This window comes from Micromonospora sp. CNZ322 (assembly GCF_007827755.1).
Genome location: NZ_VITD01000004.1, coordinates 418,819 through 443,955, shown reverse-complemented (window position 1 = coordinate 443,955; position 25,137 = coordinate 418,819). Strand labels below are relative to the sequence as shown.

Here is a 25,137-nt window from a genome sequence, read left to right as displayed (position 1 = left end):
GGTTACCTCCGGGCCGGGGCGACGCGGGTACGGATGTGGTCGGGTGGCTCGCCGAGGGAGGCCACCGCTTCGGAGAGGCAGCGCCACAGCGCCCACGCCTCGTCGGGGGTCAGGTACATGCGGCGCCGGCCGCCACCGACCGCTAGATAGACCGGGTACGCATCGGGCCGGGCGGGGTCGACGCGGACGGACACGGCTGTGCTGGTGGCGCCGTCGGTGCCGGGTGCGCGCAGCCGGTAGAAGGTTCGGCCGTTGGTCGGGGCGGTCACCGCGGCTCACCCCCGTCGGTGTCCCGGTCGAGGATGTTCAGCAGCGAGTCGGGCAGCAGCGGTCCGCGACGTTGCCGGGGCAGAGGCGGCCGGGTTGGCTCGGTGGCGGTTTCCCGGCCGACCTGGGCGAGGATGTCCGCCGCGTCGGCCGGCGCCGGGTACTCCGCAGCCAGCTCCCGAATGTGGTCATCGGAGATGTAGGAGAAGCGGACCCGCGCGGGCTCAGGGGTGCCGTCGAGGATCACGTAGCCGACGCCCTTGGCCCAGCGCGGCATCTGGTCGGCGAGGGCACCCCGGTTGCGGGCACCGTCACCCAATACAAGGTCGACCTGAGCGGCCTCGGTCAGGCCGAGCGCGATCCGGGTCGGGAACAGGTCCCGGAACGGCAGCACCTCCTTACGGGGGTCCTGCAACGCCGCCACCACCAGGACACCGACGCCGGCACCCTGCGACAGCAGCAACCCGAGCGAGCCGGCGATGCGCTTGCGCAGGTCGACATCCTGGAGGTACGCCGTCAGCGCCGCCATCTCATCGATGACGACCACGACCAGGGGGTCTGCCAGGGTCGGAGTGTGGACCCGCACCGCGCCGGCAAGCCGGGTCTGCCGCTCCCGCATCACGGTGACGGCCTCGTCGAGCAGGTCGGCCATGGCTTCGAACGACTTACAGGCGAACCGGGCGAACAACGGCCGACCCATGGCGAACTCCATGCCGCCCTTGGGGTCGATCACCCAGAGCCGGACCAGCCCGGAGGAGATCCCCCCGGCCAGGACGCGGACCAGCGACCACAGCACCGAGCCCTTCCCGGAGCGAGTGGCGCCGCCGATGAGTACGTGCGTGGCGAGCAGGTGCAGGCACCAGTGCCGCAGGTCTTCCCGCCGTGCCAGGGGCAGAGCGGTGAAGTCGGGCACCGATGGGACGTCGAACGGGTCGACCAGGGTGCGCAGCGCATCGGTGCGGACCACCACCAGGTAGACCACCGACGGCCGGTCCCGAAACCGCAGCCGGTCCACCGCGCCCAGGACCAGCGCCCAGTAGCCCGACCGGGTCGGCGGGTCATCGGGACGCTCGGAGTAGACCCGGGCGTGCCGCCGGCCGAAGGCGTACGCCAGGTTCGCCGTTGCCTTCTGGAACTCCTCCGGTGTCTGGCCGCGGACCATGCGGATGGTCAGCACGTCGAGCGCCTGATCCGAGCGGACCCGCAGCAGCTCCGGCAGGACGGTTCGGTGGTCGTACACCTTGGCCAGCCCGCAGAGGGTCATGGCCTCACGCCAGGCCCGCCGGTACACGAAAAGCTGCCGGAAGCGACCGAGGATCGGGCCGGCGCACCAGGACCACCAGGACGACTCGTGCCGCCATCGCCAGAGCGCCGACACGGCAGCGGCCAGGACCACGGGCACGATCACGCCGGTCCGGCCGAACTCGCGGAAGAGGATTACCCCGGCCACGACCAGGCCGACGGCGACCGGGTGGCGAAGGCACCACCACAGGCCCCGCGACAGCCACCGCAGCACCAGGCCGAGCGCGATCAGCCAGACCGGCAGCTCCAGCCGGCGCGGTCGGATCACCATCAGGTCTCCGGCGGTGGTCATCACGACCTCGCCGCGCGGCCGGCGCATCATCGCGCACCCGCCACTGTGGGCCGCCGCAGGACGGCAGGCATACGCTTGGACACGTCACTACCTCTCTCGACAGAGCAGGGGAAAGAGACAGAGGGCGGGGCTGCCGTCCGCCAAGACCTGACAGCCCCGCCCCCACCAGATGCGGCTACTGCGCCGCCTTCGCGGCCACGCCCGCCGGGGCACGCATCCCGGTGGCCCGCAGCGAATACGCCATCCGACCGTTGTTGCCCACGTACGGCGTGACGGTCATGCCGTCGAACTCCACCGCCTCGAACAGGCCACCCGTCGGCGGCACCGGCTGGTAGTCCGCCGAGATCTTCACCGTCGTCTCCCGCGACCGCTTCCCCAGCTCCGGATCCAGATCCATCACCCGGACCTGCCACACCCGCTGGCCGGTCAGCTTGTCCTTCGCCGGGCTACGCCGGCCCGTCTTCTCGTCGTAGTCCTCGACCTCGCCCAGAGACTCGGGCACCAACGCGCACCCCGCCGGGAACACGTCCTCACACCGCACCGCGAACCTCGTGCCGCCTCGCAGAGCCATCGCTCAACCTCCACTTGTTAACTTGTCTGCCAAGTTGTGAGTCAACGTAGACGGCACTTGGCAGACAAGTCAACAACCACACCGGGCCGTTTGCCTGTTTTGTATAGAAGGTCAAGAAGGCGCTATTTGACAGGAGATGCAGCATGCGAATGCCGGATGAGGATTTAGAAGCGGCAGAACCGCAAGGTTCAGATATAAAGCTGTAAACTCAGCAACTCATTCGATCAAGCACGACATCGGTTAGAGCTCCGATTGGGACGAGATGCGTTTAACAAAAGTTGAGTTCAACGGCTACAAGCGACTCCGGTCAACCTCCTGCAATTTCGATGGAAAGATAATCGCAATATTGGGCCCCAACGAGGCGGGGAAGAGTAGCGCGCTAAATGCGCTCACCTGGCTAGGCGAAGGAGAGCGCCTACCTGGCTACAAAAGAACCAGAAATGCTGATATTTCAGATGACGCCGAAGTAGTACGCGCCACGTTCATTCTCTCCTCAGAAGATCGTGAATCCTTCAAGCATGTGGAGTACGAAGGAGCACCAACTCGCTTCGTCTTAGTCCGAACTGCCGGCGGGCAGAGGCGGGCAGGCGCACTGCCCGAGCCCGTAAAAGTCGCGGAACCCTTCAAAGCGGCCAGCGCGTGCGCAGCCGAAGTCGAACAAATGCTTGAGGCGGCATTCGACGACGACCCACCGGAAGAGATCTCCTTACTCAAAACCTATCTCGAGCGACAGCGCAAGCTTTTCCAGGAACCCGACGAGACAACAGCCGAAGACGTTGCCAATCTAATTGACCCATTAATAGATGCCTTGAAGCAAGTGCAGTCAATTCCGGAGGATGACTATTCAGATCGCACCGAGAAGGCTCTCGTCAAGCATGAACTCACACACTTAGTCGACTCACTCGCTTCATTGCTTGAAACAGCATCCACAGCCATCCGCGATGAATCACCGAGTAGTAAAATTCGGCGGATTCTCCTCGAGCGATGCCCACAGTTCATATTATTCACTGAAGACGATCGGAATCTGAAAACGACGTACGAACTTGCCGATGAATCAACGAGGTCAGACCCGCCTAGCGCACTCGCAAACTTGCTGTCAGTCGCCGAGACAAGCGCAGACGAGTTGTTCAACGCCGTGCAGAGTAACGACAAGACAAGACTGCGAACGCTCATCCGTCGCGCCAATACCAGCCTAGAGGCGCGGTTGCGGCCGAGTTGGCGACAAGCCGACCTGACTGTTGCGATCAACACCGACGCAACAACCTTAGAGGTACTGATAGAAGAGCGCGACCCGGCAGGGGCCATAACAGCGATTGATGAGAGAAGCGACGGACTTCGAACTTTCATCGCACTTCTTTGCTTCTTGACCGTGCGACCGACAAATGTTCAGCCGATTCTCCTGATCGACGAAGCCGAAACCCACCTTCATCTAGACGCGCAAGCTGACTTGGTTGAGGTTCTCTCGACCCAGGCACTGGCGCAGCAGGTCATTTACACCACTCATTCGCCAGGGTGCCTACCGTCGGACTTAGGTACTGGCGTGAGGTTCATCGAACCGGACCCCGCGGAACAGGGCCTCAGCAAGCTTCGAAACGACTTCTGGCAGTCATCCACTCCTGGGTACAGTCCGCTTCTTATCGCAATGGGTGCGAGCGCGGCGGCGTTTTCGATTTGCCGAAATGCTGTGTTATGCGAGGGCCCTAGCGAGATGATCCTCTTTCCCACACTGTTGCGCCTGGCCAACAACCTCACACAACTTCCATACCAGATCGCCCCTGGCTTATCCGCCGCTCGAGTTGAAGATATTATTTCATCGGATATCGCAGCCCGGGTTGTTTATCTCGCTGACGGCGATTCGGGTGGCAGAAAATTGTTGTCTCAATTGGCGAAGGCCGGGGTGCATGATGACCAGCTACTTTCCTTGCCCTCTGGCCTGGCGATTGAGGACTTCATAGATTCATACGCATATCTCAAAGTCGTCTCGCAACTCATGCGAGAAGGAGGACATAACGGAACACTTCCATCAGCAACCGATCTCGCGGGACCAGGCACCATCGCGAAAAACCTGGAGAATTGGTGCACGAAGGCTGGTATCAAGGCCCCGGGAAAGACTGCGGTAGCATCTCAGATCGTTCGAAGCATCGAACAAAAACACATCAACAGCGAGCATATGAGCGAGCTGGTCAACTTGCATAAAAGCATCAACGGGGCCCTTGCAGCGATGAGAGCAAGATCAGGTGCCGGGACTCGACAGGTGACGGGCGCACCGAACCCATAAGTCGAGGCGTGCCCGAATAGGTATCGACACAAGAAGCGCTCACGTTTCGAGACTCATTATCGCGATACGGGTAGCACGGCCACCTTTGGGTAGAGGAACGTCATGGTTAGCAGGGATTCAACGGACGAGCAGCACTCCCGCCTACCCGGACTGGATGACACCACCGTCGAGGCTCTGGGCGAACTAAGCAAAGCGCTGGAAACGATCCACCGGGTGCGCGGACACCTATACTCGGCACACCAACTCGTCGGCGGTGCAGACCTGACCCTCGACCGGGTGGTCAAGCTCATGCGCCAAGCGGGACACGCGGAAGTTGCTAACCGCGTGGAACAGGAACTACTCGGCCGGAACCTACTTCCGGGCCGCTGGACGTTCCAGATCGTGGAGGAGTTCGACGACGGCTACTATGCCGCGTTCCAGGAGATCGAGCGGGACGCGCGGGAGAAGCTAGCCGGCGGCCGGCGGCACATCTTCGAGGCGGAGATGAAGGAGCGGCGCCGCACCCACGGGATGCCGGGGCACGAACCTACGCCGTAGCGCGACCGCTAAAGCCGTTCGGGATCATCGAGGCCAGAGCGTTGGCTCGGGCCTCGATGATCCTCATCCGCGCCTGATACTCGGCCGGCTCCCGGTGCGCGGCCTGGCTGGTCACCTGGCCGGGCCACTTGCGGTAGAGCAAGCCGTATTCGCGGGTGAAGTAGCCCGCAGTGACCGCGTTGGCGGCGAGCAGAAGGCCCGTGTCCTCGGAGGCCGGCAGCGCCATCCAGCCGCCCAAGGCGAACACAAGATCCCGCCGCAGGCACAGGGTCGCCGGGTGCACCGATGCCCGGTAGTCGTTGGCCTTCCAGAACGACAGGACCGAGCCGCGCTCGATGACCCCGCCGGCAGGGTCCTTGTCCCATCCGCCGGTCGACCCGTCGGGCAGCAGGTCGAGTACCCGCGAGGTGGTCCAGCCGATCTGCGGGTGTGCGTCGAACGCGGCAATGTCCCGGGCGAGCGCGCCGGGGGTCAACTGGTCGTCGGCATCCAGGACCTTGATGAGTTGCCCGGAGACTCGGGAGAGCGCGAGGGTACGGGCAACACCAGGCCCACCGGGACGCCCGGCGCCCAGGCTGATTCGAGGATCGTCGGGCAGCGCGTCGACCAGGGCGCCGGTCTGCCCGTCCTCCTGGACGAGCCATTCCCAGTCCCAGCCGTCAGGCATCTCCTGCTTGGCCAACGACTCGTAGGCGCCAGCCAGGTGCTCGATGCTGGGCGCGTGGACCGGGGTGATGACTGAGACGAGCTGCGTCAAGTTTTCCACCGCTGGAGTTTGTGGGAGTAGACAAGCTCCGTGCGGTCCCCCGGCATCACCACGTCAGCGACCTCGACGACGCGACCCGTGGTGTCGGTCGAGGTCTTCCGCACGGTGAGCACGGAGACGCCTGGGTCGATGTCCAGCAACTCGGCCTCATCCGGCGACGGCGGGCGGGCGCGGATCTCGTCGTCAATTCGGTCCAACTCGATGCCCAGCGTGTAGAGCTGGTGCTGTGTGCCGCCCGGCCAGGGTTCCTTGCCCGCGTCGAGCAGGTCCGGGTTCGCGGCCACCAGGTCGTAAGGCAGGTAGGAGTACGACACGGTCAGCGGTGCGTTCTCGTGCCGCGAGGATGTCCAGTAGACCCGGCGCAGCAGCGGCGTTCCCGGCTCGACCTGCAAGGCCGCCGCCATCTCCGCATCCGCTTCCACCCGCGAGTACTCGGCGTGGAACTTCAGATCGTCGACGGTTAGGCCGGTGTCGTGCTCGGTGGCGCCAGTCTTCAGCCGCTCGTCCTCGTCGAGCAGGACGCGATCCTTCTCCCACTGGTACCGCTCGGTGTTGCGACGACGTACCCGCTGGCGGGGTGCCCGCACGTAGGTGCCGCGCCCCTGCTCCGCGCGGACCAGGCCCCATTCGCGGAGCTGTCGGATGGCGTTGCGGACACTGGTGCGTGACAGGCCGGAGGTGTCGGCCAGCTCGGTTTCGCTGGGCATCAGGGTGCCGGGGGCAAGTTCGCCGCTCACGATCTTTGCCCGCAACTCTTCCGCGAGTTGCAGGTAGCGAGGGCGCCAGTCCCGGCCTTGCACACCGGTCACCGTACCCCCTAGACGTTCCAACGTCTGCCAGGTGGTCCCGCCGGCGGGCCGCTCAGGAACCGGCGGTACGGCTACCGCTGCGCGCGGTGTCCGCGCAGGGCGCAGGCCAGGGGTACGAGGAACGGCTGAACCCCGACGGGTGTAGGCGTTCACCGCGTCTCTCCGGCCCGCTCGCCACCATCTGCCGGTGTCAGCATCTCCAGCTGGGCGTAGATCAGCTCGTCAATGAGCCGGTCTACCTGCGCGGGCGACAGGAGCACGGTCTGCGTCGCGCCGTAGCGGGTCGCGTCGAGCTTCACGGCCAGGTCCCGGCGGGCGAACCGGTCGATGACCAGTTGGACGGTGACCCAGCCGGTCCGCTCCCGCCCAATAGTGCTGAGAAGCCCGCGGTGCATCGGGTCGTTTGGTCCACAGCCCCGACACCACACCGGGCACACGACCGGCGCGATCGACGACGGCGGCGAGCCCTGTGGGACGGCAGCACCCTCACTCATCGCCGGCCCCCTGCTGTCCGGTGGCCTGTGCCAGCGATCCGCGAAGTTGCTCGACCAGTTGGGCTGCCTGCGGCAAGGACAACTCCGCCCAGGCGTTCCCGGCCCGGCACGTCACGTGCACACCGACCATAGGACCGCCCAGAGCCTCACTGCTGATGAGGTACGTAACGACGAGCCCGCCCGCCCGACTGTCGCCGACCCGCTGAATGGGGCCGCGATGACGACGGGCCATGTGCGTCATCACCGGCGGCACCAGATAGCCGCAGCGATCCGGGGCGCACCAGTCCGGGTGGCTCGTGACGACGGCCGGCTTGCTCGTACGACTCATCGCGGCCACCGCCCGCCATTGCCTCGATAGAGCTGGGCCCGCGTCATCAAGGGCGCATACCGGAGCGCAGGCAATTCACGGGTGGCGCCCGCGGACCACCTTGGCGAGGGGGTCGTAGAAGCCGCGCGAGGACTTGACCGACCGTTGCTGCTGGTACTCCGGGCAGATGGGCGTCTCCGAGACCACCAGGACGAGAGCCAATGGTGTCGACGATGGGAGCCGGACATCGCACCTCCACAAGTAGGCGGGGACCGGTGGCCAGCCACGGGGGAATGCGGCCGGCCACCGGCCCGGATGGAAGGCACGGCGCACCGTCCGACGCCGGACGGGTCGGGTATCGCCGAGCCAACTTGTACGCGCGGCTACCGCAACCGGTCCCACAGGACGCCGCGCATCAGGTGCGACCAGGGCCGACGCGAAACCACTCCTAATACGGGCCGTCACCCCAGCCGCACACCAGGAAACGTATCTACAAGTGGACGAGTTGTCTAGACGTCGAAATAGGTCACTTAGTTGGCACTTGGTAAGACAAGTGCCAGGTACGGTGAGCGGGTGCCCACCCCGCACTACGGCCAGCCCCGCTACCGCGCCATCGCAGATGAACTGAGAAGACGGCTTGAGGACGGCACCATCCCGCCGGGCGGCCTCTTGCCGACCGAGAGCGCGCTTACCGCGGAGTTCCGGACAAGCCGCGGGACGGTGCGCCAAGCCATTGCGGCCTTGCGAGATGACCGTTTGGTCGCTACCGAGCATGGCCGCGGCACCTACGCGACTCCCCGGCGGCACGAGGGCGGACACGGCGAGGGATCCGAGACGGAGACGCGACTGCGTCAGGTCCCAGCAGATACCGAGCTCGCAGCCCTTTTCGCCGTCGAGGTAGGTGCGCCTGTGGTCGAACGACAGAGCGTCACGCGCGCAAATGGAGCCGTCGAAGCGGTCGTTAGGACCTACCGCCTACGGCGAGCGAAGTAGAGGTTCAGTGCACCTTCGACACCCCGGAAGGGGGCGGCCTGAACGGTCCGCACGCTACCTGGGCCCGCGCCGGCCATTGGCGCGGTACGGCGACACGCAGCCGGGCCGTGCGCCAGCAACCACGCGGCGGAGAGGAGCGCACACCGGCCGCGTTGACGAGTTGAGGGCGGTCGGTGCACCAATGGCGCCGGTAGGCTTGGGCCCCCCGAGTCGCTGCACTTACGTGCAGGGCAACACGTCGACGCACAATCTGGAGCACCGACCACGTGAGCGCGCTCAGCAACTTTGTGTGGGGCATCGCCGATCTCTTGCGAGGCCCGTACAAGCCGAACCAGTACGGCAGCGTGATCCTGCCGTTCACGATCCTGCGCCGGCTCGAGTGCGTGATGGAGCCGCACCGCGAGGTCATGACGGTGGTGGTCCAGGAGGCCGCCGATGGCGGGTATGGCGCGATGTGGATCGGGAACCAGCTGCGCCGCCGTACCCGCACGGATGAGAGCGCGGGCCTGTCGTTCTGGAACACCTCCGCCTACAGCCTCAAGAAGGCGCTCGAGGATCCGGACAACCTTGCGGCGAACCTGATCGACTACGTCAACGGCTTCAGTGCGGACATCGACGTCTTCAAGAACTTCGGGTTCGAGGCGCAGATCAAGGAGCTCGAGGAGCATAACCGCCTCGGCCTGGTCACCCGCGAGTTCGCCGAGATCGACTTGCACCCGGATAAGGCGGACAACGCCGCGATGGGTGATCTGTTCGAGAACCTGATCTACAAGTTCGCTGAGGCCTCGAACGAGCAGGCCGGCGACTTCTACACCCCGCGCGATGCGATCCGCCTCCTGGTTGACCTCGTTTTTGCCGAGGACCCCGAGGCTCTGCGGGCCCCCGGCGTTTCCCGCAGTGTCTACGACCCGACGGCGGGCACCGGCGGCATGCTCTCGGTCGCCGAGGAGCACCTGCTGGCGATGAACCCGAAGGCGAACCTGAACCTGTTCGCCCAGGAGATCAACAAGCACTCCTACGCGATCTGCAAGTCCGACCTGCTACTAAAGGGGCAGGGCGTGTCTAACGTCCGCCTGGGTGACACCCTCGCCGAGGACAAGTTTGCCGACCGCGGCTTCGACTTCATCCTGTCCAACCCGCCATTCGGTCAGGACTGGAAGGCCTCGGAGAGGCAAGTACGCCGCGAGCACGAGGCCGCCAACGGGCGCTTTGCCCCCGGTCTGCCAGCGATCGGCGACGGCGCAATGCTGTTCCTGCTTCACGTTGCTTCCAAGATGCGCGACGTCGACGAGCACGGTCGCGGTGGTCGCGCGGGCATCGTGCTGAACGGTTCCCCACTGTTCAACGGTGGCGCCGGTTCCGGCCCGTCCGGCATCCGCGGGCACCTACTGGAGAACGATCTGATCGACACGATCGTCGCCCTGCCGACCGACATGTTCTACAACACCAACATCGCAACCTACCTATGGGTTTTGGACAACACCAAGCAGCCCGAGCGCAAGGGCAAGGTCCAGCTCATCGACGCCACCGGCTTCGCCACCAAGATGCGCAAGTCCCTGGGCAACAAGCGCGTCGAGATCAGCAAGGCCGACCGCGGCGCGGTCCTGCAGGCCTACGCCACGATGGCGACCTCGGACATCTCCAAGGTCTTCGACGCCCTCGACTTCGCCTACTGGTCCGTCACCGTCGAACGCCCCCTACGCCTAAACTTCACCTGCACGCCTGAGCGCATAGAGGCCATAGCCCAGCACAAACAACTGAGCAAGATCGACGGCCTGGTCGCCTCCCTCGGCTCCTTCGGCACTGAGTTGTACCGCAAGCGCGAAGACTTCTTGCGCGACCTCGGCAAGCATCTCGGGTCCGCGGGCATCCGCCTAACCACGGCGCAGCGAAAGACCCTCTGGCAGACCCTCGGTGAACGGGACGACGACGCCGACGTCTGCACCGACTCCAAGGGCAACCCCGAGCCCGACACCGGGCTACGCGACACCGAGATCGTGCCCTTCGGCTGGGGCAGCCACCCCAAGGCGCACGACGCAATGCAAGAAACGATCGCCGCGTACTTCGACGCGGAGGTCAAGCCCCACGTCCCCGACGCCTGGATCGACGAGTCCAAGACGAAAGTCGGCTATGAGATTCCATTCACCCGCCACTTCTACCAGTACGTGCCCCCGCGGCCGCTGGCGGAGATCGACGCCGATCTAGAGAAGGTCGTGGCCGAGATCCTTGACATGCTCCGAGAGGTCGAGGCGTGACGGCGTCCACACCCTCCGCGGCGATCGGGGACGGCGGCTCGAAGGTTCTAAGTGCCTGGTATCCGAATCTACCCAGTGCGTGGAATCTCGGGCGGGTTAAGTCGATTGCGCGCCGCGTCACGGACGGGGCCCACATTTCTCCAGACACCGACGGTGGGGTATATGATTTTGTGTCAACCCGCGACTTGTCTGGCGGCCAGATTGATTTTTTCGGCTCTCTGAAGACGACGCCGGAGACATACCAGTACATGGTGCGCACAGGTTGCCAACCATGGGATGGAGACGTGCTTTTCTCGAAGGATGGCACTGTCGGTTCGACCGCCTTGGTAATCGGGAATCACCAATTCGTTGTGGCGTCGTCACTGGTTATCATTACTCCAGATCAAAGGCGGGTGGATTCGCGGTTCCTGCAGTTCGTCTTTGCTTCGAAGACTGTCAAGGAGCAGTCTGCCGTGATGATGCGCGGTGCTGGACTCCCTCGCCTCTCTGTGGGCAATCTCGCTCGCATCGAAATTCCGATCCCGCCGCTCGACGAGCAGCGACGGATAGCGGACTACCTGGACCGTGAGACGGCGCAAATCGATTCCTTGATACTCAAGCAGGAGCAGTTGATTTCCGGCCTACGTGAGCGCCGATTTGGTGTCATCGCGAGTCAGACGCTCCGTGGTGTCGATCCACTACATGTTTCGACGAATGCCACCGTTGCATTTGCTGCCCTTGGCTATGGCTATTCGGTGACGCTTGGCAAAATGCTTGACACTGCCCGCAACGTCAAGTCGACTGAGCAGGTCCTTCCGTATATTCGTGCGGCGAACATCCAGGACGACGGTTTACATCTACACGACGTCAATTCAATGCCCTTCTCGGCCGCAGAAGCGCGGTCTCTCGACCTTCGGGCTGGTGACGTTCTTGTCGTGGAAGGGGGGGCGGTCGGCACGTCAATCGTGATAACGGATCCTATGCCAGGGTGGTCTTTCCAGAAGACCGTCAACAGGCTCCGGCCGATTGCCGACTGGGATCCTCGATTCGCATCCTACGTCCTGCGCACCTATCGTGATATCGGTGTGATTGATGTCGTCTGCAACAAGTCGACGATCGCGCACCTGACGGCAGAGAAGCTCCGTGCACTCCGAGTTCCTGCCCCCTCCGTTGATGAACAGCGTCGGATCGCTGACTATCTCGACGATCAGACCGCCAAAATCGACGCTCTGATCGCGAAGGCTGAAAAGTTCATTGCTCTGGCGCGAGAGCGGCGTGCCGCTCTGATTACGGAGGCTGTGACGGGCAGGATTGATGTGTCGACGGGCCGAGCCCCCGAGGGAGCGTAGACGTATGGTGGACGCGACCCGCGAGGAGGCGTTCGAGGTCGAGATCGCCGAGTCCCTCGCCGCGCACGGCTGGTTGTACTCGCCAAACGCGGGCGGCTATGACCGTGAGCGCGCGTTGTTCCCGGAAGACGTTTTCTCTTGGCTGGAGGAGACGCAGCCGGAGGAGTTCGCGAAAGTCGTGTCGGTCGGTGCCACGTCGGAGGCGAAGCAGCGGGCGCACCTGCTGGACACTCTGCTCAAGCGGCTGGACGCGAAAATGGAGAACGGCGGTGGCACGTTGAACGTGCTGCGCCGGCCCCTGTCGCACATCAATGCGAAGTTCCGGATGTGCCAGTTCGCTCCGGCGTCGTCCCTGAACCCCAAGACCGTGGTGGACTACGCAGCAGTGCGGCTGCGGGTGATGCGTCAGGTCACGTACTCGCCGGACGGTGGCGGCGGCCGGATCGATCTGGTGTTTTTCGTGAACGGCCTGCCGGTGGCAACGCTCGAGTTGAAGACGTACTTCAAGCAGCAGGCACGGTCGGCCGTCGAGCAGTACCGCAAGGACCGCCACCCCAAGGGGCAGCCGCTGCTGGCGTTCGGGCGGACGCTGGTGCACTTCGCGCTGGATGACGACGAGGTCTGGATGACCACGCGCCTAGCCGGGCCCAAGACGTTCTTCCTGGAGTTCAACCGCGGCACCGCCGACGGTGGGAAAGGGAACCCTCCGGTGCCGGGTGGTGCGGCGACGTCCTACTTGTGGGAGCGGGTGCTGCAGCGTGACTCATGGCTGAACATCCTGGGGTCGCTGATGTTCCTGCGCCACGAGGAGGACACCGATCCAATCACGGGGCGTACGTCGAAGAAGTCGACCCTGATCTTCCCGCGGTTCCACCAGTGGGAGGCGGTCACCGAGCTCGTGGCGGCTGTTGGTTTGGAGGGGCCAGGGTCGCGGTATCTGGTGCAGCACTCGGCCGGATCGGGCAAAACGAACACGATCGCGTGGACGGCGCACCGCTTGGCACGTCTCCACACCTCTGAGAACCAGAAGATGTTCGACAAGGTGCTGGTGATCAGCGACCGGAACGTGCTGGACCGGCAACTGCAGGACGCAGTGCGGCAGGTCGACAACACCTCGGACCTAGTGACCACGATCGACCCGGCCGAGGTGCGGCGGGCCGGCGGATCGAAGTCGAAGGCACTAGCCGCCGCATTGTCGGGGAAGTCGTTGATCGTGATCGTCACGATCCAGACGTTCCCGTTCGTAATGGACCTGATGACCGGTGACTTGGCCGGGAAGAACTTCGCGGTGATCGTGGACGAGGCGCACACCTCGCAGTCGGGTGCGACGGCGGCGGACCTGCGCAAGGTCCTCACCGCCGGCGGGGTTGAGGTTGCCGAGGACGAAGAGATCTCGGCCGAGGACGTGCTCAACGCGAAGATCACTGCGATGACGTCGGCGCGGGCGAACCCGCAGAACGTGTCCTATCTGGCGTTCACGGCGACGCCGAAGTCAAAGACGCTGACGTTGTTCGGCCGTAAGGACCCGGTGGATCCCAATGGGCCCCCGCAGGCGTTCCATGTGTACACGATGCGGCAGGCGATCGAGGAGGGGTTCATCCTCGACGTGCTGCGCGGATACCAGACGTATAAGACAGCGTTCGAGATCGAGCGGCGGGCCCGTGGCGGCGTGCGCACCCTGACCGGTGATGAGGTCGCGGACCTGGTGGACTCGAAGGCCGCATCGCGCGGGATCATGCGGTTCGTAAAGCTGTCCGAGGCGAACATCGGCCAGAAGGTCGAGATCATCGTCGAGCATTTCCTGGCGAACGTGGCGCACCTGCTGGAGGGGTACGCGAAAGCGATGGTCGTGACCGACGGACGGGTCGCCGCCGTACGGTACAAGCGCGTGATCGACAAGTACATCGCCCACAAAAAGTACCCGCTGAAGACGATCGTGGCGTTCTCGGGGGCGGTGAACGACCCGGAGTCAGGGATCGAGGGCGCTACCGAGTCGTCGATGAATCCGGGGCTGGGGTCGGATCTGGCCGCGGAGTTCCGCCGGGCGGACTACCGGGTGATGATCGTGGCCGACAAGTTTCAGACCGGCTTCGACCAGCCGCTGCTGTGCGCAATGTACGTGGACAAGAAGCTCCCGGACGTGCACGCCGTGCAAACCCTGTCCCGGCTAAACCGCACCTACCGCACTCCAGGCGGGGAGCGGAAAGACACCACGTTCGTACTGGACTTCGTCAACGACCCCGCCGACATCCAGTCCGCGTTCGAGCCGTACTACACCGAGGCCGTGGTCGAGAGGGAGACCGACCCAAACATCGTGCACGAGATCGCGGCCAAGCTCGCCGAGGCGGACCTCTACTTGCGGTCGGAGGTCGACGAATTCGCCTCTGCATGGTTCTCCGGCGGGTCCCACGCCGAGCTGGCGGCGGCGGTGAAGCCGGGCAAGGATCGTTTTGCGGCCCGTTACGAGGCTGCGCGTTCCCGCGATGATCGGGCGGAGCGGGAGCGGCTGGAGTTGTTCCGCAAGGACGCAGGAACGTTCGTGCGGATGTACGACTTCATGTCCCAAGTCATCGACTACGGAGACACCGACCTCGAGAAACTGTGCGTGTACCTGCGCCAGCTCGTGCGGGTGATCGACGTCGACCGGGTCGCAACCGATGTGGACCTGTCCGATCTCGTGCTTAAGCGCGTTAAGCAGATCGACCGCGGCAAGGCGCCGATCACCCTCGGGTCCGTTGATGCGTCCTTGCCGCCGATCTCTGGCGCCGGGTCTGGAGGAGTGAACCAGGACCCGCAGCTAGTTAGGTTGGTTGAGGTGATCGCGCGCATCAACGACCTGTTCGGCGGTGAGCTCGGGCCTGCAGAGATTGAGGGATTCGTGAAGCCCGTCGCGGCCAAGGCTGAGGGAGCGCCTGGAATCGCCGACCAGATCGACAACAATGCGAAGGACCAATTCCTCGACTCACAGGACCTGCGGGAGTCGATCGTTGATGCCGCGTTCGACCTGGAGTCGGCGGTCGGCAAGCTCTCCGGTGCCACCATGGGCGATGACGCGCGGGCAGAGAAGCTGATCCGGATCATCGGCGAGTTCATGTGGGAAACAAGACGTGAACGGAGCGCATGAGGACGCTCCCTTGGCCACAGCAACCAAGCGCACCAGTCGGAAGGACCGATCGTTCCCTCGACAGCCTCAGCAGAAGGCTCCCTAATCGTGTCAACTCGGAACCTTGCGACAAACTGCCTGCTAGGCGGCAGGCAGAGGCATCGTCTTCCATCTCACCACCTACCCAAGTCAGAATCATCGCGTGGCCGAGACCAACGGGAAGAGACTTCGCGAGTGGCTCCTGCTGGCATTGCAGCACCTGGGGGGCAAGGGCCGACGGGCTGAGGTACACCAGCGGGTCGAGGACCTCTTCGGGGCCGAGTTCACTGCCGAAGACCGCGCACCGAGAGTTGGCCGGCCAGGGAACGAACCGGCCTGGAAGAACAACGTCGACTCGCTCTACGACAGGCTCAAGAAGTCTGGTGTGCTGCTGCCCACTCAGCGAGGCGAGCCGTGGGGTTTGTCCTCCTTGGGCCAGACGGAGGTAGCAACGATGGGGCGCCTTCCGAAGCACGTTCGCCCACAGCTCGGCCAGTTCAGTCCGAAGAGCTCCGCCCCTTACCGCGCACAGATTCGGGCGCGAGAGCTGGTGAAGTCGAGAGACCACGAGTCGCTGCTAGAGGCGTACGGCACGGCGATGATGCGCGAAGGCTGGACCGCCATCACCACTGTTCACCCCCGCGACATGGAGCTGACCCGTACTGGTCGAGTCTGGCTAGCTGAGGTCAAGATGGTGTACAGCGGCGACGTATCTGGAGCTGCAAGGGCGGCGCTAGGCCAACTGATCGAGTACCGCCACTTCTTCTATGACCCGAGCAACCCACCCGGTTTGCTAGCCCTCTTCTCGGAACCCCTCGGCGACGCCTACGTCGGGATGCTCGGCTCCCTCGGCGTCGCCTCCGTATGGCGGTCCGGGATCGGCTGGGGCGGCAGCCGACGAGCGAGGGCGGCCGAGCTCATTCCCTCGTAAGCCAAAGGCGTTAGCCAGCCTTCGATGCAATGCCGCGCGCGCTTCCGTCAGCCGCATCGTCGAGGTCACTTCAGTTAGGACTTAGGAGGCAGTCCCGACGGCTTATCTGCGCAGGGACAACCTTGCGGGAGCCGGCTATCTAAGGCAGCGGCCTGGCATCCGGTCGTAGGCTGACGGTCCATCCATGACAACTCGGGGAGCGCACAACGACCGACGAGTTGCAGCAAATGGCCGTGCACATCGCCCACCGGAAAGCCGGCCGCCAGCAGCGGAAGCGGTGGTGCCCACGATCCCTGGGCCCCGCGAGAGAGTGAGCGCGTCACGTTGCGCACAGATCTGCATGGCAACCATCGAGGCCTGAGGAGTAGTTCAAGAATGACGGAGCAGCCCGGCACCCGCCCAACTCCCCGCAATATGCCACCCCGCCGCCTGGGTCTATCCGGGGCGGAAGACGGGCTACCGAGGCAAGACCTCGGGCAGGCTACACCGGTACCCCGTCAACGCACGGCTGAGGAGTCGCAACCAGCCGTGGTTGAGTGGTGGAACAACGACCGCGGATTCGGCATGGTGAGGATTGCCCCCTCCGGCGATACTGCCTTCGTTCATGTGACCGTTATCCCTGGCACGGGATATCGATGTCTTGTTACCGGCGAGCATGTCCAAGTTAAGGTTGCCACCGCCAACCGGGGCCTGAACGTAACAGCCTTGTCATTCCCGGCGGACCGCCGGGCCGGTGTGGTCACCCAGTTCGACCACCTCAAGGGGTATGGGAAGATCCTCGACGATGAGTCGAAGCAGAACGTCTTTGTTCACTATGCCGATATTCTCGGCCCGTCAGGGGTCCGTGTCACCCTTGCCGAGGGGGAAAGGGTGACCTTCGACCTGACCGACACGGACAGAGGTCCTGCAGCCAGCCACGTGAAGCGACTCGACCCTCGAGACGCGTTAAGCCAGTTTGTTCGAATCCCCCAACAAGCGTGGCAGCCCCTCGCCGAACTCGCCGAGGACGACGTTTGGGTCTTCAACCACCCAGATGAGGATGATGAATCCTCGATGGAGGTTCTTGCCGACGAGCCGCCGTCAACAGCTACACCATCTGTGCCCGACCTCCCAGTTCTCCAGAGCTACATCCGTCATACGTTCTCGCGCCTGGTGGAGCAGGACAAGATCGCCTACGGGGCCAGCTTGGACGGGCAACGTGCCGCCTTCAACACGGGACTCGTAACTGATAATCAAGAGGAAATTTATGGACTACTGGCCGAGAAATTGGCGGACGATGGCTATCCATGGCGGTTCCTCGGCTGGGTGAAGGAATCCGACGGTCGGATCGCCGGTGTTTTCTCTCCCCGTCCCGCTCGGGCCACCTATTGGGGGGATTCATCGGTTCTCTTCTACGACACTCGTCTACCCCTGATTCTGGACTGGGATCACTTCGTTCGCGACAACATATCGCGGTATCCGAGAGACCTGCAGAACGAGGCTATGGCGCTCATGGTGACACGATCCGCAGTTGATCGCGCGAAGGAGCGCGTCGAGCGGAACTACAAGGCCGCTGTGCCCCAGTTCCACCGGGGAGAGGTCCAGTTGCTGCTTCCGCTGTCGCTTCGCGGGACTGGCGAGGCGCAACTAGCTCTCGTCGTCAGGCGGGTACAGAACGAGTATCACGGAGAGACTGTCCTACCACTAGCGGCGGCACTAAAGAATGCTCGGCTTCTGGCGCGCCCAGACCGCGATTGGCTGAATCCCTAGCTTTTGCACTGGACCACTTCACGCTGGCGGCACAGGGGTGGCCGTTGTCCGGGACAACATAGGCCGGGTAGGACAGCACCGGCAGGTTCCTACTGCCGATTTCCTCTGTTCTGGATCAAGGCGCCGCGCTTCGCGCGGCGCGGGCGGTGAGCCGGCCGGCGGCAAGCCGCCCCGGCCGCCTCCGGCGCCGGGGCGGAGAGCCACCGACTGCCGCCGGACCGCCGCCCCGAAGTCGACTGATCCAGACGCGCCATGACCCCAGACGCGCCATGACCACGGCCAGGCGGCACGGAAGCCGGCAAGTCAACCTGATCGCGGGCCAGGGCTTCCGACTGCCGCGCCAGTCCAACCCCGGGACTGGCTTGCCCACGGGCTACCTACGCAGCCAGCTAAGCCGGCAGCAGCCTCAGCCGGTGCCCCAGGTGCGATCGCACCGGGCCGGCAACTCCCGGAGGGCGGGCGTTCGCAGACCCCAGAGGAGCCCTCAGAGGGCAAGATCGACCTGCCCACCATCTGCCCACAACCAGTCGTCAACGGCTGGACTCAGCCAGACTTAGCTAGATCAACGACAACGGCCCCCGATCAGCATCTCTGCTGGTCAGGGGCCGTGTCTGCACCTGGTGGCGGGTAGAGGATTCGAACCTCTGAAGCTTTCGCGACGGATTTACAGTCCGCTCCCATTGGCCGCTCGGGCAACCCGCCAGGGCACCCCACCGCGTCGTAACGCGGCGGCGGAAGCAAGGATAGCGGCTCCCCCCGGCGCCTACGCAACCGGGTACGGTCAGGGGGTCGTGCCGCTGGTCGGCGGCCGACGGCAGGCCCAGACCGCCGGACAGCAGGAGCAGAAACATGGCAGCGAACCCGTCGTTCGACATCGTGAGCAAGGTTGACCGTCAGGAGGTCGACAACGCCCTCCGGCAGGCGGAGAAGGAGCTTGCGACGCGGTTCGACTTCCGCGGCACCGGCGCGGAAATTTCCTGGTCAGGCGAGGAGGCGATCGGCCTTCAGGCCGAGACCGAGGAGCGGGTCCGCGCCGCGCTGGACGTGTTCAAGGAGAAGCTCGTCAAGCGGAACATTTCGCTGAAGTCGCTGGATGCTGGGGAGCCGCGCCCGTCCGGCAAGATCTTCAAGATCGACTGCAAGGTGATCCAGGGCATCGAGACGGACAAGGCCAAGGCGATCAGCAAGAAGATCCGGGACGAGGGCCCCAAGGGCGTGCAGGCGCAGATCCAGGGCGACCAGCTGCGCGTCACCGGCAAGAAGCGCGACGACCTCCAGGCTGTCATCTCGCTGCTCAAGGGCGAGGATTTTGGCGTCGCCCTCCAGTTCAACAACTACCGCTGACGGCTGTCTCCAGCGATCCGGTCCCCGGGCGCAACGCGTCCGGCTGAGATCGACTCGGGTTCCTGAAAGTCGGGGCATCCGGGCGACTGGGACACCGCGACATTCAGAAACCCGAGTCGATCAAGGACAACCAACCAAGGCACGGACCAACCAAGGCACGGACCAACCAAGGCACGGACCAACCGCGGCACGGACCAACCAAGGCACGGACCAACCGCGGCACGGACCAACCGCGGCACGGACCAACCGCGGCACGGACCGACCAAGCACGGACCGACCGCGACGCGAGCCGACCGAGTTGCGCGGTCAGACGGGGACGGGGTGTTCGGCGCGTACCGCAGTGGTTTCCGCGCGGGCGATGGGCCCGGCGGGTAGTGCGGCGACCGCGGCCCCGACGGCGACCGCCGCCCCGGCGAACAGGAACGCCCAGCGGACGCCGCCGGCGTGGTCCACGATCACGCCGGCCACCGAGCCGCCGGCGGCGCTCGACGCCACCGCGACGGTGACCACCCAGGTGTACGCCTCGTTCAACATGCCGGTTGGGGCAATCCGGCCGACTAGGGTGTTCTCCAGGGTCAGCGCGGGCGCGATGGTGGCCCCGCCGACGATCAGCGCGACACCCAGCGCGAGCGGGGTGGGCATCACCGCGAACACGGCGAAGGTGGCGGCCAGCGCCGCGAGCAGCAGGGCGAACTGTCGGGTCATGTTCGGTGCTGGCTTGCGGACGCCGAACCAGAGCCCACCGATGGCACTGCCGACTCCCCAGACCGCGAGCAGGACGCCGGCGAGGCTCTCCGGGTCGCCGGTGGCGTGGTCGCTCGCGAATGCCGGCACGATCACACCGGCGGCCCCGAATGCGATGCCCAGGCCGGCGACGCAGATCAGCAGGGCTGGGAAGCCGGGGACCCGTAGTGGGCCGAGCCCGCGGGCGTGGTGTTCCTGCGGGTGCGGACGCCAGCCTCGCATGACCCGGCCGAGGGCCACGGCGGTGGTGCCGACCAGGGTGACCACGGCCGCACCGATCAGCGCGGCCGCCGCGTCGGCGACGAGGACGAACCCGGCAACGAGCAGTGGGCCGAGGACGAAGACGATTTCGAACAGTGTGGTCTCGGCGGCCAGCGCGGTGTTGCGGAGGTGGTATCGGCCGGAGTTGGGGCCGGTCAGGTCGTTCCAGGCGCCTCGGATGGCGGCGCTGAGCGGCGGGTAGGTGGCGCCGGCCACGCCTGCGGTGAGGTAGATGACGGGGAGCGCGTCGTCGCCGGAGCGGCTGGCCAGCAGCAGCCCGATGAGCGCCAGCGGGTGGGCCACGGCGGTGAGCAGCAGGACGGGGCTGGGGCCGACCCGGTCGGCGATCCGTCCGGCCACCGGGCTGAGCGCGGCCCCGGCGAGGGCGTAGATGCCGCCGGCGATGGCGGCCAGCGAGTAGCGCCCGGTCACCTGCTCGACGACCAGGAGCAGCGCCAGCGGGGTCATGCCGATTCCGAGCCGCCCGATGATGCCGGTGATCAGCAGCATGGGCGCGCCGGGGATCCGCCAGACACCCAGGTACTGACGCAGCGCGGTCACCGTGAACCTCCCGAGGATGTAATGAGCGTGAGCCGTTATGACCCTAACGCCGCCGCCTGGCAGCAGGACAGCGGAATAGCCTCCGACACAGCGATCCGCCCGTACCCGGCGCGGCCGGGTACGGGCGGAGGCGGTGGGTCAGCGGGTCACCGCTGGAACTGCACCGGCCCCGAGTTGCGGGCCATCTGCTCCAGCCGGGCGACGCGGTCCTCCATCTTCGGGTGGGTGGAGAAGAGCGCTGCCATGCCGCCGCCCCGGAACGGGTTGGCGATCATGAGGTGGGCGGTGCTGGTGAGCTGGCCCTGGGCCGGCAACGGCCGGCGTCGGGCCACCGCGTCGATCTTGCGGAGCGCGCTGGCCAGGGCCAGCGGGTCGCGGCTCAGCTCGGCGCCGGAGGCGTCCGCCTGGAACTCGCGGCTCCGGCTGATCGCCAACTGGATCACCGTGGCCGCGATCGGGCCCAGGATCAGGGTGAGCAGCAGCACAGCCGGGTTGGGTCGGTCCTCGTCGTCCCCGCCACCCAGCGGGATGAAGAAGGCGAGGTTCGCCAGCAGGGTGATGATGCTGGCCAGGCCGGCCGCCACGCTGGAGATCAGGATGTCCCGGTTGTAAACGTGGGACAGCTCGTGCCCGATCACGCCGCGCAGCTCACGGTAGTCGAGGATCTCGCTGATGCCCTGGGTGACGCAGACGGCCGCGTGCTGCGGGTTGCGACCGGTGGCGAACGCGTTGGGCTGCGAGGTGGGGCTGACGTAGAGCCGCGGCATCGGCTGCCGGGCGTCGGTGGCCAACTCCCGGACCATCCGGTACAGCTCGGGGAACTGCGCCTCGGTGACCGGTTGCGCCCCCATCGAGCGTAGTGCGAGCTTGTCGGAGTAGAAGTAGGTGACGCCGTTCATGACCAGAGACACGAGGACGGCGATGACCAGGCCGCCGCTGCCGCCGAACCAGTAGCCCACCGCCAGGATCAGGGCGCTGAGCAGGCCGAGCAGCGCTGCGGTCTTCAGACGGTTGTGGTGCACGATGTCTCCTTCGGTGCACGGATCGCCGGGATCCGCTGACCGGTGTAACAACCCGGTACCCACCAACCATCCGTCTCAACGCTGAGAGTTGACTGAGACCGGGGCCCAGGTGGGGTCAGCGGCCGGCCAGGTCAAGCACCAGCTGCGGGGCGAGGCCGAGCACCACGGCGGCCGCCGTCGCCACCGCCAGCACCACCGCCACCACACCCACCACGGGTACGCCCGACGCTCCGCCACCGGCGAGCGCCGCGGCCGGGCCGGGCGTCGTGGTCGGCGCCCAGAGCGCGGCGGTCACCCGCAGGTAGTAGGCGAGCCCGATCACGGCGTTCAGCGCCACCACCAGCGCCAGCCAGGCCGCGCCACCGTCCAGCAGCGCCCGGACCACTGTCACCTTCGCGAACAGGCCGGCCAGCCCCGGCGGCAGACCAGCCAGACCCACCAACGCGAGACCGAACGCCGCAGCTCGCCACGGGTGCCGCCGGGCTGCCCCGCGCAGGTCGTCCAGCGTGCCGCCGTCCGCACCCACCGGCCGCAGTGCTGTCACTCCGGCGAACGCGGCCAGCTCCAACACCACGAAGAACACGGCGTACGCGATGGCGGCCGCGTACGCGGCGGAGCGTGCCTCGTCCGTGCGTCCGGCCGCCAGCGCCAACGCTCCCAGCGGGGCGAGGATGTACCCGGCCTGCGCGACGGACGACCAGGCGAGCAGCCGGACGGTCCGCCGCTGACGTAGGGCGACCAGGTTGCCGACGGTCATGGTGAGCACGGCGAGCACGGCGAGCACCGGACCGGTCTGGTCCGCCGGCAGCGCCCGTTGCACCACGGCGAGCAGGGCGACCAGGCCGCCCAGCTTCGACGCGGTGGACAGGTACGCGGCCACCGGCAGCGGCGCGCCGTCGTAGGTGGCCGGTGCCCAGGCGTGGAACGGCACTGCCGCCACCTTGAAGGCCAGGCCGACCAGCAGCACCGCAACCGCGGCGGTGGTCAACGGCAGGTCCCGCAGCTCCGGCTGCTCAGCGAGCAACGCGCCGAGCCGGTCCAGGTGCAGCCCACCGGTCACCGCGTACAGCAGCGCCGCGCCGAGCAGGGTCAGCGTGGTCGCCACCACGCTGACCACGAAGAAGGTCACCGCCGCCTCGGCGCTCGCGAGGCTCCCCCGGCGCAGGCCGACCAGCACGTACAGCGGCAGGGTCAGCGTTTCCAGGGCGACGATCAGCGTGATCAGGTCGCCGGCCGCGCCGAGCACCACGCCGCCGGTCATCGAGCAGGCCAGCAGGAAGGCGTACTCCCCGACGGGTGACCGCCCGGCCCGCAGCGCGGGCACCGACAGCCCGAGCACGCCAAGGGTGAGCAGTGCGACCACCACGCCGACGAGGGCCGCCCGACCACCGAAGATCCAGGAGCAGTCGGCGCCCACGCAGAACGTCCGCCGTTCGTCACCAGCCCCGACCAGCGCGGAGCCGACGGCGGTGCCGAGCGCGCCGAGCGCGGCCACCGCGATGGTGGCCCGCGGCCGGGCCACGACCAGATCGGTGATGAGCACGAGTACGGCAGTGCCGGCGGCCAGGTAGGCCGGCAGCAACGCGACGCTGTCCACGCTCTGCACGACGTTCATCCGAGCCTGCCTTCGTTCGCGACTGCGGGGCTCCGCTTCGCTGCACTCCTCGCGCTCACCGGGAAACCACACCGATCAGGGCGTCGACGGGGGCCTCGGCGACGCCGAGGACCAGCGTCGGCGCCAGCCCGATGGCCAACGCGAGCAGCACGAGCGGCACCCAGGCGGTCAACTCCGCACCGGCCAGGCCGGGGCCGACCCGACCGACGGCGGGGCTCGGCCGATTGTGGGTGACCTGGCGCAGCAACCGCAGGAAGTACGCGGCGGTGAGCGCCCCACCGACCGCCGCCAGCACCCCGAGGGTGGTCCAGAGCGGGCCGCCCACCTGCACGGCGGCGATCACCGCGAACGCCTCGCCCCAGAAGCCGGCCAGCCCGGGCAGGCCCAGCGACGCGATCGCCGCGAACGCGAGCAGACCCGCCAGCCGGGGCGCGGTCTCCCGCAGCCCGGACAGCTCATTGAGGGTGCCCGTGCCGGTACGGTCCTTCACCGCCCCGGCCAGGAAGAACAGCAGGCCAGTTATCACCCCGTGCGCGACGTTGCCGATCAACGCCGCCTGGATGCCGGTGGCGGTCAGCGTGGCGACGCCCAGCAGCACGAAGCCCATGTGCCCCACGCTGGAGTACGCGATGAGCCGCTTCACGTCCGACTGGGCCAGGCAGACCAGCGAACCGATCAGGATCGCGGCGACGGCGAGCACGCCGAGCACCGGCGCCGCCCAACGGGCGCCCTCCGGCGCCACCCCCACCGCGACCCTTATCAGGCCGTACGTGCCCATCTTGAGCAGCACACCGGCCAACACGACACTGCCCACCGTGGGTGCCTGGGTGTGCGCGTCGGGCAGCCAGGAGTGCAACGGCCACAGCGGGCTCTTCACCGCGAACGCCAATGCGAGCAGTGTGAACGCGGCCAACTGGGTGCCCCTGGACATCCCCGCGCCACCGGTCAACGTCACCAGGTCGGCGGTGCCGGCGGCGGCGACCACGACGTACACGCCGACCAGCAGCAGCACCGAGCCGAACAGCGTGTAGAGGGCGAACTTCCGGGCCGCCCGACGCCGGTCCGCGCCACCCCAGCCGGCGATGATCGCGTACATCGGCAGCAGGACGACCTCGAAGAAGAGGAAGAACAACACCAGGTCCAGGGCGAGGAAGGTGCCCAGGATGCCCACCTCGACCACCAGCAGCAGCGCGACAAGCGCCCGGCCGCTGCCGCCGTCCGGAACCCGCCACATCGTGTACGCGCAGCAGAGCAACGTGAGCAGCGCGGTCAACACCACCAGCGGCCAGGAGATACCGTCGACGCCGAGGTGGAAGCGCAACTCCAGACCGGGCACCCAGGGCAGGTCCAGTTGGTGCCACGGGCGCACTGCCGGCGCGTCCGCCGACCAGGCGACCCAGCCGCGACCGCCGAACACCAGCGGCACCGCGGCCAGCAGGGTCAACGCCGCCGCGACAGTGCCGACCAGCCGGGCCGCCCGGTCCCGGGGCGTCGCCGCCACCGCTACCGCACCCAACGCCGGCACCGCCAGCACCGCTACCAGCAACCCCTGCCCAAACGTCATTGGAC

General features: G+C 66.2%; 21 protein-coding genes and 1 tRNA gene. 9 read left to right on the top strand and 13 right to left on the bottom strand.

Going from position 1 to position 25,137, the window contains the following annotated elements:
* Positions 1–2 precede the first annotated feature (2 nt).
* From FB453_RS13425 to FB453_RS13415, 3 genes are all read right to left on the bottom strand, one after another.
* Complete coding sequence (locus tag FB453_RS13425; RefSeq protein ID WP_145790289.1) at positions 3–269, bottom strand: hypothetical protein; 267 nt, start codon at positions 267–269, stop codon at positions 3–5.
* Positions 266–1,861 (bottom strand): FtsK/SpoIIIE domain-containing protein, encoded by a 1,596-nt coding sequence (locus FB453_RS13420; protein WP_145790287.1) that lies wholly within the window; start codon positions 1,859–1,861, stop codon positions 266–268. Before FB453_RS13420 ends, FB453_RS13425 begins: the two co-directional genes overlap by 4 nt.
* A gap of 175 nt (positions 1,862–2,036) precedes the next feature.
* Positions 2,037–2,432: a hypothetical protein gene (locus FB453_RS13415; protein WP_030489556.1), complete on the bottom strand. Its 396-nt coding sequence runs from the start codon at positions 2,430–2,432 to the stop codon at positions 2,037–2,039.
* A 262-nt stretch (positions 2,433–2,694) separates the two neighbouring features.
* Here FB453_RS13415 and FB453_RS13410 point away from each other — a divergent pair, with 262 nt between their 5' ends.
* On the top strand, positions 2,695–4,710 hold the full coding sequence (locus FB453_RS13410; RefSeq protein ID WP_145790274.1) for an AAA family ATPase: 2,016 nt from the start codon (positions 2,695–2,697) through the stop codon (positions 4,708–4,710).
* A 102-nt stretch (positions 4,711–4,812) separates the two neighbouring features.
* Positions 4,813–5,247, top strand: a complete 435-nt coding sequence (locus FB453_RS13405; protein WP_145790272.1) for a hypothetical protein — start codon at positions 4,813–4,815, stop codon at positions 5,245–5,247.
* Here FB453_RS13405 and FB453_RS13400 read toward each other — a convergent pair.
* The 5 genes from FB453_RS13400 to FB453_RS34840 all read right to left on the bottom strand — a co-directional run bounded on the left by FB453_RS13400 (position 5,237) and on the right by FB453_RS34840 (position 7,845).
* Positions 5,237–6,013 carry a glycosyltransferase family 2 protein gene (locus FB453_RS13400; RefSeq protein ID WP_486480258.1) on the bottom strand — a complete coding sequence of 259 codons (777 nt, stop codon included), beginning with the start codon at positions 6,011–6,013 and terminating at the stop codon, positions 5,237–5,239. The two genes, FB453_RS13405 and FB453_RS13400, sit on opposite strands and share 11 nt — an antisense overlap.
* On the bottom strand, positions 6,001–6,822 hold the full coding sequence (locus tag FB453_RS13395; protein ID WP_145790269.1) for a GntR family transcriptional regulator: 822 nt from the start codon (positions 6,820–6,822) through the stop codon (positions 6,001–6,003). The genes FB453_RS13400 and FB453_RS13395 overlap by 13 nt, the downstream gene beginning before the upstream one ends.
* A 149-nt stretch (positions 6,823–6,971) precedes the next feature.
* A complete protein-coding gene (locus FB453_RS13390) occupies positions 6,972–7,217 on the bottom strand; it encodes a precorrin-4 C11-methyltransferase (RefSeq protein ID WP_145790267.1) in 246 nt (81 codons plus the stop codon).
* A gap of 91 nt (positions 7,218–7,308) precedes the next feature.
* The gene (locus FB453_RS34845; RefSeq protein WP_486480257.1) at positions 7,309–7,644 is read right to left on the bottom strand and encodes a hypothetical protein; all 336 of its coding nucleotides are present in this window, start codon (positions 7,642–7,644) and stop codon (positions 7,309–7,311) included.
* 75 nt (positions 7,645–7,719) lie between these two features.
* Positions 7,720–7,845, bottom strand: a complete 126-nt coding sequence (locus FB453_RS34840; protein WP_486480256.1) for a hypothetical protein — start codon at positions 7,843–7,845, stop codon at positions 7,720–7,722.
* Positions 7,846–8,196: 351 nt separating this feature from the next.
* On the opposite strand from FB453_RS34840, the gene FB453_RS13380 reads away from it, so the two are divergent.
* The 6 genes from FB453_RS13380 (at position 8,197) to FB453_RS13355 (ending at position 18,021) form a co-directional block, all read left to right on the top strand.
* Positions 8,197–8,616 (top strand): GntR family transcriptional regulator, encoded by a 420-nt coding sequence (locus FB453_RS13380; protein WP_186718249.1) that lies wholly within the window; start codon positions 8,197–8,199, stop codon positions 8,614–8,616.
* A 266-nt stretch (positions 8,617–8,882) separates the two neighbouring features.
* The gene (locus FB453_RS13375) at positions 8,883–10,871 is read left to right on the top strand and encodes an HsdM family class I SAM-dependent methyltransferase (RefSeq protein WP_145790262.1); all 1,989 of its coding nucleotides are present in this window, start codon (positions 8,883–8,885) and stop codon (positions 10,869–10,871) included.
* On the top strand, positions 10,868–12,199 hold the full coding sequence (locus FB453_RS13370) for a restriction endonuclease subunit S (RefSeq protein ID WP_145790260.1): 1,332 nt from the start codon (positions 10,868–10,870) through the stop codon (positions 12,197–12,199). The genes FB453_RS13375 and FB453_RS13370 overlap by 4 nt, the downstream gene beginning before the upstream one ends.
* A gap of 4 nt (positions 12,200–12,203) precedes the next feature.
* A complete protein-coding gene (locus tag FB453_RS13365) occupies positions 12,204–15,323 on the top strand; it encodes a type I restriction endonuclease (RefSeq protein ID WP_145790257.1) in 3,120 nt (1,039 codons plus the stop codon).
* A 181-nt stretch (positions 15,324–15,504) separates the two neighbouring features.
* Positions 15,505–16,272 carry a hypothetical protein gene (locus FB453_RS13360; protein WP_145790255.1) on the top strand — a complete coding sequence of 256 codons (768 nt, stop codon included), beginning with the start codon at positions 15,505–15,507 and terminating at the stop codon, positions 16,270–16,272.
* Between the two features lie 528 nt (positions 16,273–16,800).
* Entirely contained in the window at positions 16,801–18,021 is a 1,221-nt protein-coding gene (locus FB453_RS13355) for a DUF3825 domain-containing protein (protein ID WP_186718247.1), read from the top strand.
* Positions 18,022–18,639: 618 nt separating this feature from the next.
* Here the strand turns inward: FB453_RS13355 and FB453_RS13350 are convergent.
* Positions 18,640–18,723: transfer RNA gene (locus FB453_RS13350), tRNA-Tyr, on the bottom strand.
* Between the two features lie 147 nt (positions 18,724–18,870).
* Here FB453_RS13350 and FB453_RS13345 point away from each other — a divergent pair.
* Positions 18,871–19,365, top strand: a complete 495-nt coding sequence (locus tag FB453_RS13345) for a YajQ family cyclic di-GMP-binding protein (protein WP_124774541.1) — start codon at positions 18,871–18,873, stop codon at positions 19,363–19,365.
* Between the two features lie 306 nt (positions 19,366–19,671).
* On the opposite strand, the gene FB453_RS13340 is transcribed toward FB453_RS13345, so the two are convergent.
* The 4 genes from FB453_RS13340 to FB453_RS13325 form a co-directional block, all read right to left on the bottom strand.
* Positions 19,672–20,931, bottom strand: coding sequence for an MFS transporter (locus FB453_RS13340; RefSeq protein ID WP_145790251.1), 1,260 nt, complete (start codon positions 20,929–20,931; stop codon positions 19,672–19,674).
* A gap of 146 nt (positions 20,932–21,077) precedes the next feature.
* The gene (htpX, locus tag FB453_RS13335; protein ID WP_145790248.1) at positions 21,078–21,953 is read right to left on the bottom strand and encodes a zinc metalloprotease HtpX; all 876 of its coding nucleotides are present in this window, start codon (positions 21,951–21,953) and stop codon (positions 21,078–21,080) included.
* 115 nt (positions 21,954–22,068) lie between these two features.
* Positions 22,069–23,568 carry an NADH-quinone oxidoreductase subunit N gene (locus FB453_RS13330; RefSeq protein WP_145790246.1) on the bottom strand — a complete coding sequence of 500 codons (1,500 nt, stop codon included), beginning with the start codon at positions 23,566–23,568 and terminating at the stop codon, positions 22,069–22,071.
* A 55-nt stretch (positions 23,569–23,623) separates the two neighbouring features.
* Positions 23,624–25,132 carry a complex I subunit 4 family protein gene (locus FB453_RS13325; RefSeq protein ID WP_112605381.1) on the bottom strand — a complete coding sequence of 503 codons (1,509 nt, stop codon included), beginning with the start codon at positions 25,130–25,132 and terminating at the stop codon, positions 23,624–23,626.
* Positions 25,133–25,137: the final 5 nt, after the last annotated feature.